General features: G+C 49.4%; 15 protein-coding genes and 3 pseudogenes. 5 read left to right on the top strand and 13 right to left on the bottom strand.

Annotated features, from left to right (window positions below; translation table 11 throughout):
* Positions 1–92 precede the first annotated feature (92 nt).
* A complete protein-coding gene (locus tag NZD86_RS06510; protein WP_268045696.1) occupies positions 93–716 on the bottom strand; it encodes a DUF2538 family protein in 624 nt (207 codons plus the stop codon).
* 244 nt (positions 717–960) lie between these two features.
* Between NZD86_RS06510 and NZD86_RS06505 the strand changes: the two genes are divergently transcribed.
* Positions 961–2,199: an IS110 family RNA-guided transposase gene (locus NZD86_RS06505; RefSeq protein ID WP_268044126.1), complete on the top strand. Its 1,239-nt coding sequence runs from the start codon at positions 961–963 to the stop codon at positions 2,197–2,199.
* Between the two features lie 494 nt (positions 2,200–2,693).
* Here NZD86_RS06505 and NZD86_RS06500 read toward each other — a convergent pair whose 3' ends face one another.
* From NZD86_RS06500 to NZD86_RS06485, 4 genes are read right to left on the bottom strand one after another with little or no spacing between them, the layout of a single operon-like run.
* A complete protein-coding gene (locus NZD86_RS06500; RefSeq protein ID WP_268045695.1) occupies positions 2,694–2,861 on the bottom strand; it encodes a hypothetical protein in 168 nt (55 codons plus the stop codon).
* A 54-nt stretch (positions 2,862–2,915) separates the two neighbouring features.
* On the bottom strand, positions 2,916–3,266 hold the full coding sequence (locus NZD86_RS06495) for a hypothetical protein (protein ID WP_326492663.1): 351 nt from the start codon (positions 3,264–3,266) through the stop codon (positions 2,916–2,918).
* A 16-nt stretch (positions 3,267–3,282) separates the two neighbouring features.
* Positions 3,283–4,146 carry a M28 family peptidase gene (locus NZD86_RS06490; protein ID WP_268045693.1) on the bottom strand — a complete coding sequence of 288 codons (864 nt, stop codon included), beginning with the start codon at positions 4,144–4,146 and terminating at the stop codon, positions 3,283–3,285.
* Positions 4,143–5,267, bottom strand: a complete 1,125-nt coding sequence (locus NZD86_RS06485) for an NAD(P)/FAD-dependent oxidoreductase (protein WP_268045692.1) — start codon at positions 5,265–5,267, stop codon at positions 4,143–4,145. The genes NZD86_RS06490 and NZD86_RS06485 overlap by 4 nt, the downstream gene beginning before the upstream one ends.
* Positions 5,268–5,429: 162 nt before the next feature.
* Here NZD86_RS06485 and NZD86_RS06480 point away from each other — a divergent pair, with 162 nt between their 5' ends.
* Positions 5,430–5,753, top strand: a complete 324-nt coding sequence (locus NZD86_RS06480) for an ArsR/SmtB family transcription factor (protein ID WP_268045691.1) — start codon at positions 5,430–5,432, stop codon at positions 5,751–5,753.
* Between the two features lie 54 nt (positions 5,754–5,807).
* Positions 5,808–6,407: an RNA polymerase sigma factor SigZ gene (sigZ, locus tag NZD86_RS06475; RefSeq protein WP_268045690.1), complete on the top strand. Its 600-nt coding sequence runs from the start codon at positions 5,808–5,810 to the stop codon at positions 6,405–6,407.
* Positions 6,408–6,425: 18 nt separating this feature from the next.
* Here the strand turns inward: sigZ and NZD86_RS06470 are convergent, their stop codons facing one another.
* The 4 genes from NZD86_RS06470 to NZD86_RS06455 all read right to left on the bottom strand — a co-directional run bounded on the left by NZD86_RS06470 (position 6,426) and on the right by NZD86_RS06455 (position 9,999).
* Complete coding sequence (locus tag NZD86_RS06470; protein ID WP_268045689.1) at positions 6,426–7,643, bottom strand: MFS transporter; 1,218 nt, start codon at positions 7,641–7,643, stop codon at positions 6,426–6,428.
* A 4-nt stretch (positions 7,644–7,647) separates the two neighbouring features.
* On the bottom strand, positions 7,648–8,952 hold the full coding sequence (locus NZD86_RS06465) for an NAD(P)-binding domain-containing protein (protein WP_268045688.1): 1,305 nt from the start codon (positions 8,950–8,952) through the stop codon (positions 7,648–7,650).
* A 61-nt stretch (positions 8,953–9,013) separates the two neighbouring features.
* Positions 9,014–9,502, bottom strand: a complete 489-nt coding sequence (locus tag NZD86_RS06460) for an arsinothricin resistance N-acetyltransferase ArsN1 family A (protein ID WP_268045687.1) — start codon at positions 9,500–9,502, stop codon at positions 9,014–9,016.
* 53 nt (positions 9,503–9,555) lie between these two features.
* On the bottom strand, positions 9,556–9,999 hold the full coding sequence (locus NZD86_RS06455; protein ID WP_268045685.1) for a MarR family winged helix-turn-helix transcriptional regulator: 444 nt from the start codon (positions 9,997–9,999) through the stop codon (positions 9,556–9,558).
* Positions 10,000–10,134: 135 nt separating this feature from the next.
* On the opposite strand from NZD86_RS06455, the gene NZD86_RS06450 reads away from it, so the two are divergent.
* Together NZD86_RS06450 and NZD86_RS06445 are read left to right on the top strand one after the other, a co-directional pair.
* Positions 10,135–10,473 carry an ArsR/SmtB family transcription factor gene (locus NZD86_RS06450; protein ID WP_268045684.1) on the top strand — a complete coding sequence of 113 codons (339 nt, stop codon included), beginning with the start codon at positions 10,135–10,137 and terminating at the stop codon, positions 10,471–10,473.
* A 14-nt stretch (positions 10,474–10,487) separates the two neighbouring features.
* The gene (locus NZD86_RS06445; protein WP_268045683.1) at positions 10,488–11,135 is read left to right on the top strand and encodes a cation diffusion facilitator family transporter; all 648 of its coding nucleotides are present in this window, start codon (positions 10,488–10,490) and stop codon (positions 11,133–11,135) included.
* A gap of 81 nt (positions 11,136–11,216) precedes the next feature.
* Here the strand turns inward: NZD86_RS06445 and NZD86_RS06440 are convergent.
* The 4 genes and pseudogenes from NZD86_RS06440 to arsC all read right to left on the bottom strand — a co-directional run bounded on the left by NZD86_RS06440 (position 11,217) and on the right by arsC (position 13,356).
* Positions 11,217–11,495, bottom strand: a pseudogene (locus NZD86_RS06440) (HesB-like (seleno)protein).
* Positions 11,495–12,439, bottom strand: a pseudogene (trxB, locus tag NZD86_RS06435) (thioredoxin-disulfide reductase). Before trxB ends, NZD86_RS06440 begins: the two co-directional pseudogenes overlap by 1 nt.
* Before the next feature lie 20 nt (positions 12,440–12,459).
* A pseudogene (locus NZD86_RS06430) lies at positions 12,460–12,931 on the bottom strand (ArsI/CadI family heavy metal resistance metalloenzyme).
* Positions 12,928–13,356 (bottom strand): arsenate reductase (thioredoxin), encoded by a 429-nt coding sequence (arsC, locus tag NZD86_RS06425; protein WP_268045681.1) that lies wholly within the window; start codon positions 13,354–13,356, stop codon positions 12,928–12,930. The pseudogene NZD86_RS06430 and the gene arsC overlap by 4 nt, the downstream one beginning before the upstream one ends.
* Positions 13,357–13,371 lie beyond the last annotated feature (15 nt).

Below are 13,371 nucleotides of genomic sequence, written 5' to 3'. Positions count from 1 at the left end.
TTTCAGAAGGTCCACATAAGCTTCAAACCACAACTGTGCCGCTTCTGGGTCATGGATATAGCTAATGGAGCGAACCAACATGTTTTTACTCTTCATAGAACTCCCTCTACTTCTACGGTTTCGCTCTTTCTACGAATGTTCATGGCTTGGATGAATACGCGGTAAACCTCGTCCCCAGCGTTTCCAATGAAACGCGCAAAACAGAAGTGATTTTGTCCGCCCGTAAACATCTCGACCGCTGCACGTGCTAACTCGCGAAAGGCACCTGAGAGACAGTTCATGGCTTCGCTCTCATCCCTCCGATTTTCAGCTTCGTTCCACTCACCGAACGTCCAATGCACGGGACTTCCACCTGGCTGACCGTTATACTTACGCCAAATCTCAGGGTGGGCAACGACGTAACAAGCGGATTCGAAATCGGGTACGTTCTGACAATTGAATTTTGCAACCAATTGCTCATAGTTAGTTCGGTGTTCGGCGCTGACGAAATACATCGAAACATCTCCTCGTATAGTATTTTTCGATTCTTCTTTTTGAAGAATTTCCAGTAAAAAATTGTTTTTAGATGGAGCAAGTAGCCGAACCCGCACCACAGCCCGGAGGGCGAGGAGCGGAAGTCGGGGTCCGCCCGAAAACAGGCCTCCTTGAAAACTTAATAAATCGCAATTGGGTCTTGGACTCTTCGTGATGTTCCCAGACAATGATCCTTGGGTCATTTGGGGAAATTCGTTCATCTCCTGTAGCTCGACTACGTCTAAAGTCTGTTTCCCCAGCACTCGCGTGTACTTCTAACCCGTTGGCTGTTCCCTTTGGCAACCCATGCTCGAAAGTAGCAGATTCGAGGCGGCTCATGGATCGAAGGAAGTTCTCATATGCGAGGGTGATTGATCTGCGAGCGCGCTGGGGGCGTCCCGAAGAGTCCAATTCCCCAAATCCCTAATTCAGAAGGGAGGGATAACCTTGAAATTATTCGTCGGTATTGACGTTAGCTCTGAAGACTTAAAAGTCTGCGCCATGAACATCGTTGGTGACACACTGGATTCCTTCACAGTCACGAATAACCACGATGGGGCTTCCCGTTTGCGGGACAAGCTTCTGTCCCTAGCAGATAAGGAAAAATCCAAGGAAATCCACGTCGGACTTGAATCCACATCCGTGTACAGTTGGCATCCCGCCATGTTTTTGCACGAAGATAACTCGTTACAAAAACGCGGCACCAAAGTGTTTACCATCAATCCCAAGCTCATTAGTAAGTTCAGGGAGGCTTACCCCGACCTGGACAAGACCGATTATATTGATGCCTGGATTATCGCTGACCGGCTGCGTTTCGGACGACTGCCGATGACCGTGGTACTGCAAGAACAATACATTGCTTTACAGCGCCTTACTCGCATGAGATTTCATCTCGTGCATAATCTGACGCGTGAAAAGCAGTACTTTTTGCAACACCTGTTCTTCAAATGCAGCGCTTTTACCAGCGAGGTGGAAAGCGATGTCTTCGGTCATGCCATCACCGAGTTGTTGCTGGAGCAGTATAGTCTTGATGAAATCGGATCCATGGAACTGGCGGATCTTGCAGATTACCTAAAAGAGAAAGGCAAGAATCGTTTCCCTAATCCGGAGAAGGTCGCCAAGTGCATTCAGAAGGCCGCCCGTTCCTCATACCGCCTCTCCAAATGTGTAGAGGATACGATTGACATCCTGCTTGCTACTTCCATCGAGTCTATACGAACTATCAAGCAACAGATCAAACAGATTGACCAAGCTATCGCGCGACTGCTGGACGGCATCCCGAACACGCTGGAGACCATTCCCGGCATTGGACGCGTTTACTGCGCCGGCATTCTTGCCGAGATCGGCGACATTCACCGGTTTAAAGACCAAGCCGCCGTTGCAAAGTATGCGGGTCTCACGTGGCGTAAACACCAATCCGGTAAATTTGAAGCCGAAGATACTAAGCGAATCAAATCTGGTAACCGGTTCCTCCGCTATTACCTTGTTGAAGCCGCCAACTCGGTAAAACGACATGATCCAGAATTTCAGAATTACTACCAGAAGAAATTCGCTGAGGTGCCAAAGCACCAACATAAAAGAGCCCTCGTCTTAACCGCAAGAAAACTTGTACGTCTGGTCGATGTGCTGCTACGCAACGACCAAATCTACACGCCTAGAAGGAAGGTGAATACGGAGAAGCAATAATCGCCTCCTTATCATCCTTTGGTAACAGTTCCAGTTCGAGGAACAAACTCAGACTGGGTTTCTTTAGTGCTGTCTTTTTCACTGACTCACGGTAATTTGGTCCAACAAAATTTCCATTTTTCGAGTTTCAGGAACTTGACATATTACCGTTGGACTTTTGTGTCGTGTGTTCTACCTCCGTTATGCTCCAAAATTTAACCTTATAAACATTTGGTTATATACCTGATTGTTGCTGAAACAAAACAGCCAGCCCATCGGACTGACTGTCTCACGCCATATTCATAATTTATGCTGCACAACATGGACAGTATGTGGTCTGTAGGGTCATTTTAGGTTGTCTCTTAAATAAGGAATTTACAAATCGAAGTAGATTGCTACGCTCTTTTCTTGGGATCTTCCAATACTCCCGAGACAACTTTTCCACTTGCATCTTCTGAACTTGCATCAACTTTTCCGCCGCATAGATGTGGTTCATGTGTTTGCCTCCTTCAACGTTATCCGCAGCACAAGTTCGCCGTGTTCGTGTCCGTCCCACAGCAGGATTCATTGGTGGAGGCAATCGTTCCACAGCAGCCACCGTTCTGGGTTGGTTCTTGCGATGAAGAACAACATCCATCAGTCGTTTCTTGTGCGTTTCCAGATTTCTTGATAATGATTGTCATGGTTTATTCCCCCTAATAGTTTGTTAATTGATTCCACTATAAAGACGACGGTCTTCACAAAAGGACGCAAGTTTTCTGGATCAATCGTTCAATTATTTCGAAGAAAATGGAGTACGCCATGGCAACGGGAGCGAAATGCAGATTCTCCAGTGAATCCATCGGCGAGTGGATTTGAACGGACTCGGGCAAGGTCGGCTTTTGCCCGATCCCAATGGCATCAATTCCTTCACGCTGGAATGCCATCGAGTCTTCTCCACCCGCAATCCAAGCCGTCTCAACATCGTGTTCCTGAATCACGACATCCGCCAAATCCGCCAGCCAATGACCAGGTTCGTTGTGACCCGTACGCATCTTGAACAGAGACGACTCAAACCCAAGCGAGTCGATATTGATGGCTGCCCAAATCGGCGTCGATGCTTGACTAACTTAATTGTCTCGCCCCAACCATCCCTGACTCTTCCCCCGTCAAAAACGCCACAAGGACATGAAACGGCAGCGATTCCTTTCGCGTAGCCAATTCCCTTGCCAGTCCAAGCAGAATGGCGACCCCTGCCGCATTGTCAATCGCACCAGGAAACCGCATTCCACCTGGATCGTCTCCAACATGGTCGTAATGAGCGATCAAAACAAGTGTCTCAGTCGCTCTCGGATTTCCTTTTAGAAAACCCAGTACGTTTTGGCACGCTAATGTCCGATTTTCGAGTGGCAAATCGACAAAGGCGGGTTCGCCATTCAAACGCACCAATGGCTCCGCCACGGATTGTCTGACCCTCAACACGGGAATTCTTGTGTTCCTTCCGCCGTTTGGTGATTTATGAAACCACTTTGGCTCACCGTGTTCAACGAGAAGGGCTTTGACCCCCGCATTGGCAGCCGCTTCAGCGGTTGCACGCACGTCGAGTCCATCAGGTCGCTCAGAAATGAGTACGATCTTGTCGACGAGTTCGGCAGCGTCAATGTCATCTCCGTCGCGTAAAACAAGGAGTTTGCCTTCGACTGTTCCGCCAGATGTGGCAGCGTTTAATTCAGCAAAGTCCATTCTGTGTCTGAATGCATGCTCGCCAACGAGGAGTGTCGGACGCCCTGTCAGTCGAAGTGCAGGTACATCAACAGGCATGAACGAAGTCTCGTATCCTGATGATGTCAATTGCTGTTCAAGATAGCTTGCCGCTTTGCGTGCACCAATGGTGCCTGACAAACGCCCCTGTGTTTCCTCTCCTGTGAGGTGTGACAGGTCCTTCCAAATGCGCCTTGTCTGTACCTCTGTAAGTTCGTGACGATTCATCGGACACCCACCTTATCGCTCGCAATTGCAGGAATAATCGTCGATGCCGTTTTCTTCAGTCCCAAAATGAAGCGGAATGTAGGACCATGGCTGTGCGAAGACAAAGGACCCGCAATATAGAGACCTGGGACACTTGATTCGAATGTTTCACTTAACTTCGGGAATTGCTCGAACGCGTCCTCGCGATCGATTTCGCGTAGAAGCGATTCGCCGAAGAATGGCACCTTTTCTATGTTGATTCGGAAGCCTGATGCGGAAATCAAATGGTGAAACGTGCGCGTTTCTCCGCTCGACAGGGTCAATTCCACAAGACGGTCAGGAGTGACTTGCACATCAACTACAGTCAACCCGCCGTACTCGGGCACTTTTCCTTCCACATAGGGGCGTAAGAAGTGTGCCACGCTGCCAGGGGATTGCCCCCACCCTTCTTGCTTTTCTTCCATTGGGAGGTCATAGAAGACATCTCCAAGATCGCGCAGTGCAATTTCCTCGGCAGGTCCCCCTGCATAGTTCGCCGATTCACGACGGTAAATCAGTTGCACATCGGTACCTGCTAAGTGAAGAAGCCCAGCCGCCTCCCAAGCGCTTTGCCCGCTGCCAATCACCGCCACCTTTTGTCCTGCGAACTGGTCAAAATGCGTGTATCCAGAGGTATGAGAAATCAAGTCCGAAGGCAAGCCACGATAAAGCTCAGGCACATATTTGTAATGTTCGACTCCTGTGGCAACAACGACGTTCTTTGCGCACAGGATTTGCCCTGCGTCCGTCACGATGCGATATCCGTCATGTTTTCTCTCAAGGGAGACGACCAATTCGGATGTGAATTCAATGCCAGCTTTTTCGGCAAACCACATCGCGTACTGAACGAATGTCGGTCGTGGCAGTGGGTTCACGAGTTCAGCTCCTGTCTCGTCGCTGAACCGAGTAATCGTGAATGCATCGTTCGGATCGGAGAACTGGATGAATTCGTACGGCGTTCGAATAAACATGTCTTGAGGCATGGTATTCTTCCAAAAATCCATCGGGTAACCAAGAAGTTTGTAAGACAATCCGTTTGCAACCGCATGGGCAGCGAGTGAAATTCCATAAGGTCCTGAACCAATAATCACAAGGTCCAACATATAAATCCCTCCCGTTTCAGTGTGTTTCACCTATACAGACGAGGGGTTTTAGAAAAGGACGCAAACATTCAGCAACTTTTTTCGATTTATTCTTGCGGAATCCATCGTACGCGCATATACTGCAATTAAATCCAAATAATCCGATGAACAGGAAGAGATTTGATGAAGCAACTCAAGCTGCTCAACAATCAACGACCGACGAACAACTTCAATTCCTATGTCGGGAAATTCAAGGCACTTGCTGATGAAAAGCGATTGCAGATCATGTACGAACTGTGCCAGCGCGGGAAGACCAATGTATTGGACTTGCAAGAAGTGCTTGGGCTGCCTCAATCGAGTCTGTCCTACCACCTGAAAATCTTGGCGGATGCTGGGCTAATTCAACGCGAGACACAGGGGACATGGAGCTACTACGAACTCAATTCGTCGGAAGTGAACGCTCTGCTTTCCGAAGAACTTTGCTGCATCTTTCGTCCAAGCCGATGAAAGTGTAGGAACTAAATCGAAAAAAATGAATGTACAGGAGTAGGGGGATACCTATTGGACACACAACACATTTGGGAAGAATTCAGCGGCAAACTTCAGGGGTTTATTTTTAGCCGCGTGAACAATCAATTCGACGCCGATGACATTCTGCAAGACGTTTTTCGGAAGATCCACGACAACATTGATTCGGTCGAGGACGATGCAAAAATCCAGGGCTGGCTGTTTCGCATTGCACGGAACACCATCATTGACCACTACCGCTCCAAAGCGAAGAACAATTCCGTACCGATTGACGACAAGGAAGACATGTTTGCCGCGCCTGAAGAGGAAGTGGCGAATCTGAATGAAACCGTAGCATCGTGGCTTAACGCCACGATCGCAGACTTACCTGACAAGTACCGTGAAGCGATTGTCTTGACCGAAATCGAAGGACTTACTCAAAAGGAACTGGCTGAACGACTCGGTATCTCGCTGTCAGGCGCAAAATCGCGCGTGCAGCGTGGTCGTGAAAAACTGAAGGAAATGATCCTCGACTGTTGTCACCTGGAGTTCGACCGACTCGGAAATGTCATTGATTACACCCGCAACGAATCATGCTGTGCGAAATGCAAAACGCAGTCGTCTTGTAAGTCCTCATGCGAAAAGGGAGCCTAAAGCGGCTCCCTTTTTTCTTCACATCGATAGCGCATGAATCTCACTCTGTTTCCTGTTTGACCACGCAGTCCATGCCCATTTGATGGTCAGGCACGCTAAGACCATTGTCGATCCCCAATACATGCTGGAGGTGCCAAGCAGCGCCTCTAATCCATAGCCGAGTGTGGGTCCGATTGCAGCTCCCACATCGAGTGCCATCGCATAGGTGGTCATGACCGCCACTGCTGACGATGCGGAAGCGGTGTCGGACGCCACAGAGTCACTTAACGTGCTCACAAGCGAGGAAACCAAGAGCAATATGAAGATGAGAATCAGCCATATGACAAACGGCGTGCGAACAGGAATCATCCCCATTAAGAGGGTCGCTATGCCGAGCGTAAAAGCCAAAAGCTGAGTCCTTCGCCATCTTCGGTCCGACAATCGCCCGATCCAAGGGGAAATCCACGGTCCAACTAACCAGCGAACCGCTTGCATGGTTCCAGCTAAGGTCGATGCACCCATCGTCAGCCCAAGCCACTTCACAACGGCTGGATAACGGATGACAATCACATGGCTCAGAGTAGCCGTCAGCAACCCATCGAGTGCCATGGAACCCAAAAGCCCTGACGCTAATATCCATAGTACGCGAGAATCGAGCCACCACGGCTTCGTTTCAAACGACGAAACACTTTGCCTTTGGTGAACGGTTCCGTGGGTTGTGGGAATGTACCGAAGAACTGCTGGAATCGCCAGAAATGCGGTGATGCCGAAGACCAGGCTGATGGTGCCGATCCCAAATTGGTCCGCAAAAAATCCACCCGCAAGCATTCCAACGAGGCTCCCAAGACGGTACAACCCATTGTATTTCCCCATGAGGCTGCCGCGATTGGTGTCATCGGAGAAATTGAGGATAAGCAGAAAGGCTCCGATCTTAAAGAATGACCAAGCGAGTCCCCAAATCGCACGTATGATGACCCATATCCAGAAGCCTTTGGCGACACCATAAAGCGACGTTGTGACTCCCGCCAGGACAACCGCCATGAGGATGCCCTGACGCGGCGAAATGGTTCGGTACAGATACCCGATGACAGGGTTCAGGGGCAGACGCACCAAGCGATTCACGGACAGGAGCACGCCTACTTCGAGTAGCGATGAAACCCCGACTTCGTGATAATGCGTTGGCAAGGCGACGTACAGCATCGAGTCGCCGAATAAACAAACCGCTGTGATCAGTGCAATCGCATAAACGGATTTCAAGCGATCACCTACATCCGCAACAAGATTGTGCGGACGGTCCGCCAACCTTACAGATCCCTGTCTCAGGTAGTTCTAGGTGCACTTCTTCCGCAGCCTTGAAATCGCCAACGAGTCCAGCAACGACCGAGCGAACTTGCTCGTAGCCAGTGGCGAGTAGGAACGTGGGTGCGCGTCCGTAGCTCTTCACACCGACAATGTAGAAATCCTTTTCAGGTTGACGAAGTTCCTTTTCTCCATTCGGTCGTACAGTGCCACAACTGTGTTCGTTCGGGTCAATCAATGGAGCCAGTTCCGTGGCACTTTCCAGGGCGGGATCAAGCGACAAACGCACTTCACTCAAGAACGACAGGTCGGGTCGAGCGCCTGTGGCGGTAATGACCTCATCGATTCCAGAGACTTCAACCGCTTGCCCGTTCATCGTGCCACGAACTGTGATGGTCGCATTATTCTGCGCTACTTGGTGAATGTGAAACGGTGTCAGTGCAGTAATTTGCTCGGATTCAATGAGTTTGCGAATGCGGATGCCAAGTTCCCCTCGTGCGGGTAACCCATCGCGATCCTCACCACCGTACGCCTCAGCGATGTACGATTTTCGAACCGCCCAGACAATTTCCGTTTCTGGAAATTCTTCTTTCAGTTTCGCGAGGTCAAGGAGCGCATTGATGGCAGAGTGACCACTTCCAACCACCAACACACTTTTACCTGCGTACCGCTCGCGATATTCACCTAATACATTCGGAATCCCGTAGAAAATCTGCTCGCTTAGGGCACGCTCCATCGGCGTCCAAACACCCATTGACAATACGGGGTTCGGATTCGTCCAGTTGCCAGATGCGTCAATAACTGCACGGACTTGGTATGTGTTGACCCCGCCTTGCTCTTCAACGAATAAAGTAAAGGGTTGTCTGTCGCGTCCTGCGGTCTTCAATTTGTCCAGATTGTTTCGAGCCACACCGATAACTTTGGCGCTTACGTGAATCGTTGATTGAATTTCGGGTAGTTCGCTTAACGGCAGGAGGTATTTCTCTAACAAATCCCGCCCCGTCGGTAGTTCTTCGTTCGGCGGTGCAACCCAATGGTGTTGCTCTAGCAGTTGTTTCGCCGCTTTATCGACATTGTATTGCCAAGGCGAAAACATCCGCACATGTTGCCACCGACGAATATTTGCGCCGATGCTTTCACCAGCCTCAAAAACCAGAACGCTTTCTCCACGAATCAACAAATGTGAAGCGGCAGCCAATCCAACAGGACCTGTACCGATGACTGCCACTGGTAATTTCGTTTGCGTTCCACATCCACATGCACTCATTTGAACACCTCCAGATTGTTTACATCCTTTAAGACGGAGGCATCGGCAAAAGGACGCAAAGTTAGCTCAACAACTTTTCCATCCACATCACGTCGACCCATTTGCCATCGAGTTTTCCTTGATTCTTGAAGGTTCCGACCTCATAAAACCCCATCTTGTGATAGAGCCCCTGCCCATTTTGGTTGAACGGGAAGGTGCCCAAGATCAGCTTGTGAAAATCATTTTCCTTGGCAAACGCTTCAAGTGCCGTAAGCAACTTTTGCCCAACGCCTTTTCCCCGCCAGTCGCGACGGATGTACACGGATAGCTCTCCAACACCCGCATAGGCACAGCGATGCGAATATGGATGGAGTGATGCCCAGCCGACGACTTCTCCGTCGGTCTCGGCGACAAATACACGATAACGACCGTTGTGGTTTTCAAACCAATTAGTCATGTAGTCCATGTCTTTTTGGTCCACTTCGAGGGTGGCGATCCGATCTTCAATGCCTTGATTGTAAATCGTAAGAATCGCCTCTAAATCTTCGAATCGCCCGAATCGAATGTCCATTCGACACACCTCCTAAAATACTTGATTTTTGCAAGTATTAGTCCAAAGAAAAGCTACCTACACGACCAAATATCTGCATCGCGTACTGCTTTGTTCAATAGCGCAAGCGATGACAGCACTGAACTTTGTTCGAAAGGAGACAGTTGGTCTAATATCCTGCGAATCGACCGTTGCATAAAATCATCGATCTGTCTCTCAATCTGTTGCCCTGCTGGCGTTAGCGATAACAATTTCACGCGTCCATCGTTTGGATCAGGCGTGGTTTGAACAAGTCCCTTTTCGACAAGGAGTTTAATTTGACGGCTGAATGTCGTCACATCTACCCCAAGCGCCCCTGCTACCTCTTGCATTGACGGGAGTTCCTGCCGCCTGACTTCGAATAGAATGTGACTCTGAATCAGGGATAAGTCCTCCCCACAACAACGTGCGCAACACGTGGAGTCGAGCATGCTGAAATTACGAGCAAAGCCCTGAAACAATTCGCGTAATCCTTCCATGAAATCCCTCCAATCGAATCATGACATATTTAGTTGATGTTTGCAAATAGTTTTCGAACCTGGTGCGTGAAGCTGAATTTGATGGTACTATTCAAATCATCGTACAGTGATATGATGATATCAAGAGGTGAGACCATGAATCCATCCGTTGTAGATGCTCTTGGTGTGCGCGCAAAGTTTTTTCGAGGGTTAGCCGACCCGTCTCGTTTAGCGTTATTATTCGCACTTCGCTTGCGCGAAAAGACAGTAGGCATGTTAAGTGAAGAGACAAACCTGTCTCAAAGCAATGTATCAAACCATTTGGCTTGTTTGAAGGATTGCGGGCTGGTGGTCAATCGCCAGGAATGGCGGCATGTGTATTATCGAATTGCAAGTGACAAAATCGAAACGCTCTTAAACCTTGCAGAAGAAGTCGTAGCGGAAAATGCGCAACGCATTTCAGATTGTGCAAACTACTGCTTGGACGATAAATAAGGAGGTGTCTGCGATTGACAACCCATGCCGTATCCGTGAAGAGAGGGATTAACATTGAACTTGTGTCCATCGTGTGGATGGTGATTGAAGCGGCGGTTGCCATCGGATCAGGTATGATCGCCCACTCGTTATCGCTTGTCGCCTTTGGCGCAGACAGCATCATTGAACTTGTTGCAGGAGCGGTTTTGTTGTGGCGATTGACGATTGAAGCACACGGAGCAAGCCTTGCGCGCGTGAAAAGTGCCGAGAAAGCATCATCCTGGGTGGTCGGGATTGCACTGCTCTTGCTCGCGGTGTACATCGTAATTGCATCCATTGATAAATTAGTCACTCTTCAAGGGGCTGAAACCAGTTTTCTTGGCATTGGATTGGCGATTGCTTCAGGAATTATCATGCCTTATCTGTCGCGGGCGAAGAAACGGATCGGTTCGGAAATTGGCAGTAAAGCGCTTCGAGCAGACGGTTCGTGCAGTATTGTTTGTGCGTACATGGCATGGATTGTCTTAGTGGGTGTGATTTTGACAGCCCTGCTTGGCTGGTGGTGGATCGACTCCATCGTTGCGCTGGCATTGGTCTACTATGTTGTCAAAGAAGGTCGGGAAGCAATTCAGGAAGCGCGCGGAAAAGCAGATGCCTGCGGTTGCGGTTGTCACGACGATTAAGTTAGATGATGCAAAACCGCTATATCACAAGAAAGCGTCTCGACTTGATTCCGCCGAGACGCTTTGCCTTGCAGTAGACCTTTAGCAATTGCTTTGTCCAACCAAAACTAGTCCTAAACTTGCATCCGTAGTTTGAAAGTCAAGTGTTACACCTTGGGTATGGGGAACCACTCAATTTTCGATGGCAACTTTGATGCCGTTTATGATTTCAACGATATCATCATCCTGAGGCTCATCAAGCGACAACCCCAGTTTAGGACCACAACAGCCCGCACCAGCGAACACCACGCGGATGCCCTCTGAATGATGTTCTTTTAATAAGCTATCGATAAAAGTCTTCCCCGCATCTGTAATTTGCATCATACGCCAATCCCTTCGTGTACCGCGCTACTTTCTAAATACCGTTCGCACTCCAGTGCTGCCATACAACCTGAACCCGCTGCCGTAATGGCTTACCGAAATTTATGGTCTTGTACGTCGCCGCAGGCAAAGACTCCTGGAATATTGGTTTGGGTCGATCCAGGTTTCACGACGATGTATCCAAGTTCGTCGGTATCGATCTGACCATTCAAAAAGCTAGTGTTTGGTTTGTGACCGATGGCAACAAAGATTCCATCGGTTGCAATCGTTTCTTCAACACCCGTTTCGTTGTGTTTAACTTTCAATCCCGTGACGCGATTGCCTTCTGATATTACTTCCAGCGGTGTGCAATCTAAGCTCCAAGTGATTTTTGAATTGTTGCGTGCGCGATCCTGCATAATCTTCGATGCACGCAGTTCGCTACGGCGGTGAACAATCCGTACTTCGGATGCGAATTTCGTCAAGAAGTTCGCTTCTTCCATTGCAGAATCCCCACCGCCAACAACGATGATTTTCTTCCCGCGAAAGAAGAATCCATCGCAGGTCGCGCAGGTACTGACCCCACGCCCAATGTTTTCAGTCTCGCCTGGAATGCCAAGCATTTTGGCAGAAGCCCCTGTCGAGATAATCAGAGACTTGGTCTCCAATTCCCCCGTTCCACCGACTTGAAGCTTGAACACATCACCCGAAAGATCAACTTTTTCGACCCAGCCACGCACGAATTCTGCACCGAATTTCTCGGCTTGCTTGCGCATGTTTTCCATCAGTTCAGGACCCATGATGCCATCAGGGAAACCAGGGAAGTTCTTGATCTCCGTTGTGAGCGTCAATTGCCCACCAGGCTCGTTTCCTTCGATGACGAGTGGATTCAGGTTTGCCCGAGCAAGGTAAATCGCTGCGGTTAATCCCGCAGGTCCCGTGCCAACAACAACGACTTGTCGCATGTTTCCCCTCTCCCTACCTCTTACTTTTTCGAGGGAATCTCGATTTGAATAAAGCTTGGTTGTGCAGGTGGTGCACAGCAGAGAGACAGGATGTGGCGTGCATCGTCTGCTGACTCGAATTCGGAATCCTCTTTCGTGTAGAAGATTTCCCACGCATTCCCGTCTGGGTCGTATACCCAAACCTTGTCTTGCACCGCATAACAACAGGTCGTGTTCATTTCATCGATCAACACCAAACTGTTTTGGCGAAGTCGCTCCCCCATTGCCAATACTTCTTCGGTGTTGTTCACTTGGAACCCCAGATGATTGAGTACGCCGTTCTTCTCAAACGGACGGACATTCAAGGAAAAGTGAAGGGCTGGCTCGTCGAGTTCAAATTTGGCGATTGTCTTTGACCTTGGTTGGCCCTGCACCAAAGAAGGCACGGTAGAACTTGAGCGATGCGTCTAAATCCATGCAATTCACGGCAACATGCATCCGTTTGATGGTCATTGGTTGACTTCCTCCTTCAGGAATGTCGCGATGCGATCGCGAATGGCGTCCCGCACTTCGTGGAATTTCGCGGTTACTTCTTCTTCCGACCCTGTTGCTTTGGCTGGATCTTCAAAGCCCCAGTGTAGACGATTAACATGCGGCGGTGTGATGGGACATTTGTCGTTTGCGTCACCGCAAAGCGTAATCACGTAATCGGCTTTGTTCAAAATTTCAGGGTTAATCAAATCGGAGGTGTGATGCGAAATGTCGACGCCTGCGTCTTTCATGGCAGCGACCGCACGCGGGTTCAAGCCGTGCGTCTCAATACCAGCGCTGTAAACGTCGATTTTGTCTCCACCAAGGTGTCTTGCCCAACCTTCCGCCATTTGGCTACGACAGGAGTTGCCTGTGCACAAGAAATAGATGAGTGGTTTTTTTGCCATCTTTAATTCCCTCCG

It is taken from the genome of Alicyclobacillus dauci (genome assembly GCF_026651605.1).
Taxonomy (GTDB): domain Bacteria; phylum Bacillota; class Bacilli; order Alicyclobacillales; family Alicyclobacillaceae; genus Alicyclobacillus; species Alicyclobacillus dauci.
Note: the sequence above shows the minus strand (reverse complement) of the source record. Positions and strands in the feature narration are given on the sequence as shown.

Bases quoted from the DNA above. Each gene is read 5' to 3' on its own strand.
- NZD86_RS06510 (WP_268045696.1), bottom strand. From the start codon at position 716: ATGACCCAAGGATCATTGTCTGGGAACATCACGAAGAGTCCAAGACCC.
- NZD86_RS06500 (WP_268045695.1), bottom strand. From the start codon at position 2,861: ATGACAATCATTATCAAGAAATCTGGAAACGCACAAGAAACGACTGAT.
- NZD86_RS06490 (WP_268045693.1), bottom strand. From the start codon at position 4,146: ATGAATCGTCACGAACTTACAGAGGTACAGACAAGGCGCATTTGGAAG.
- NZD86_RS06485 (WP_268045692.1), bottom strand. From the start codon at position 5,267: ATGTTGGACCTTGTGATTATTGGTTCAGGACCTTATGGAATTTCACTC.
- NZD86_RS06480 (WP_268045691.1), top strand. From the start codon at position 5,430: ATGAAGCAACTCAAGCTGCTCAACAATCAACGACCGACGAACAACTTC.
- NZD86_RS06465 (WP_268045688.1), bottom strand. From the start codon at position 8,952: ATGAGTGCATGTGGATGTGGAACGCAAACGAAATTACCAGTGGCAGTC.
- NZD86_RS06460 (WP_268045687.1), bottom strand. From the start codon at position 9,502: ATGGACATTCGATTCGGGCGATTCGAAGATTTAGAGGCGATTCTTACG.
- NZD86_RS06455 (WP_268045685.1), bottom strand. From the start codon at position 9,999: ATGGAAGGATTACGCGAATTGTTTCAGGGCTTTGCTCGTAATTTCAGC.
- NZD86_RS06450 (WP_268045684.1), top strand. From the start codon at position 10,135: ATGAATCCATCCGTTGTAGATGCTCTTGGTGTGCGCGCAAAGTTTTTT.
- arsC (WP_268045681.1), bottom strand. From the start codon at position 13,356: ATGGCAAAAAAACCACTCATCTATTTCTTGTGCACAGGCAACTCCTGT.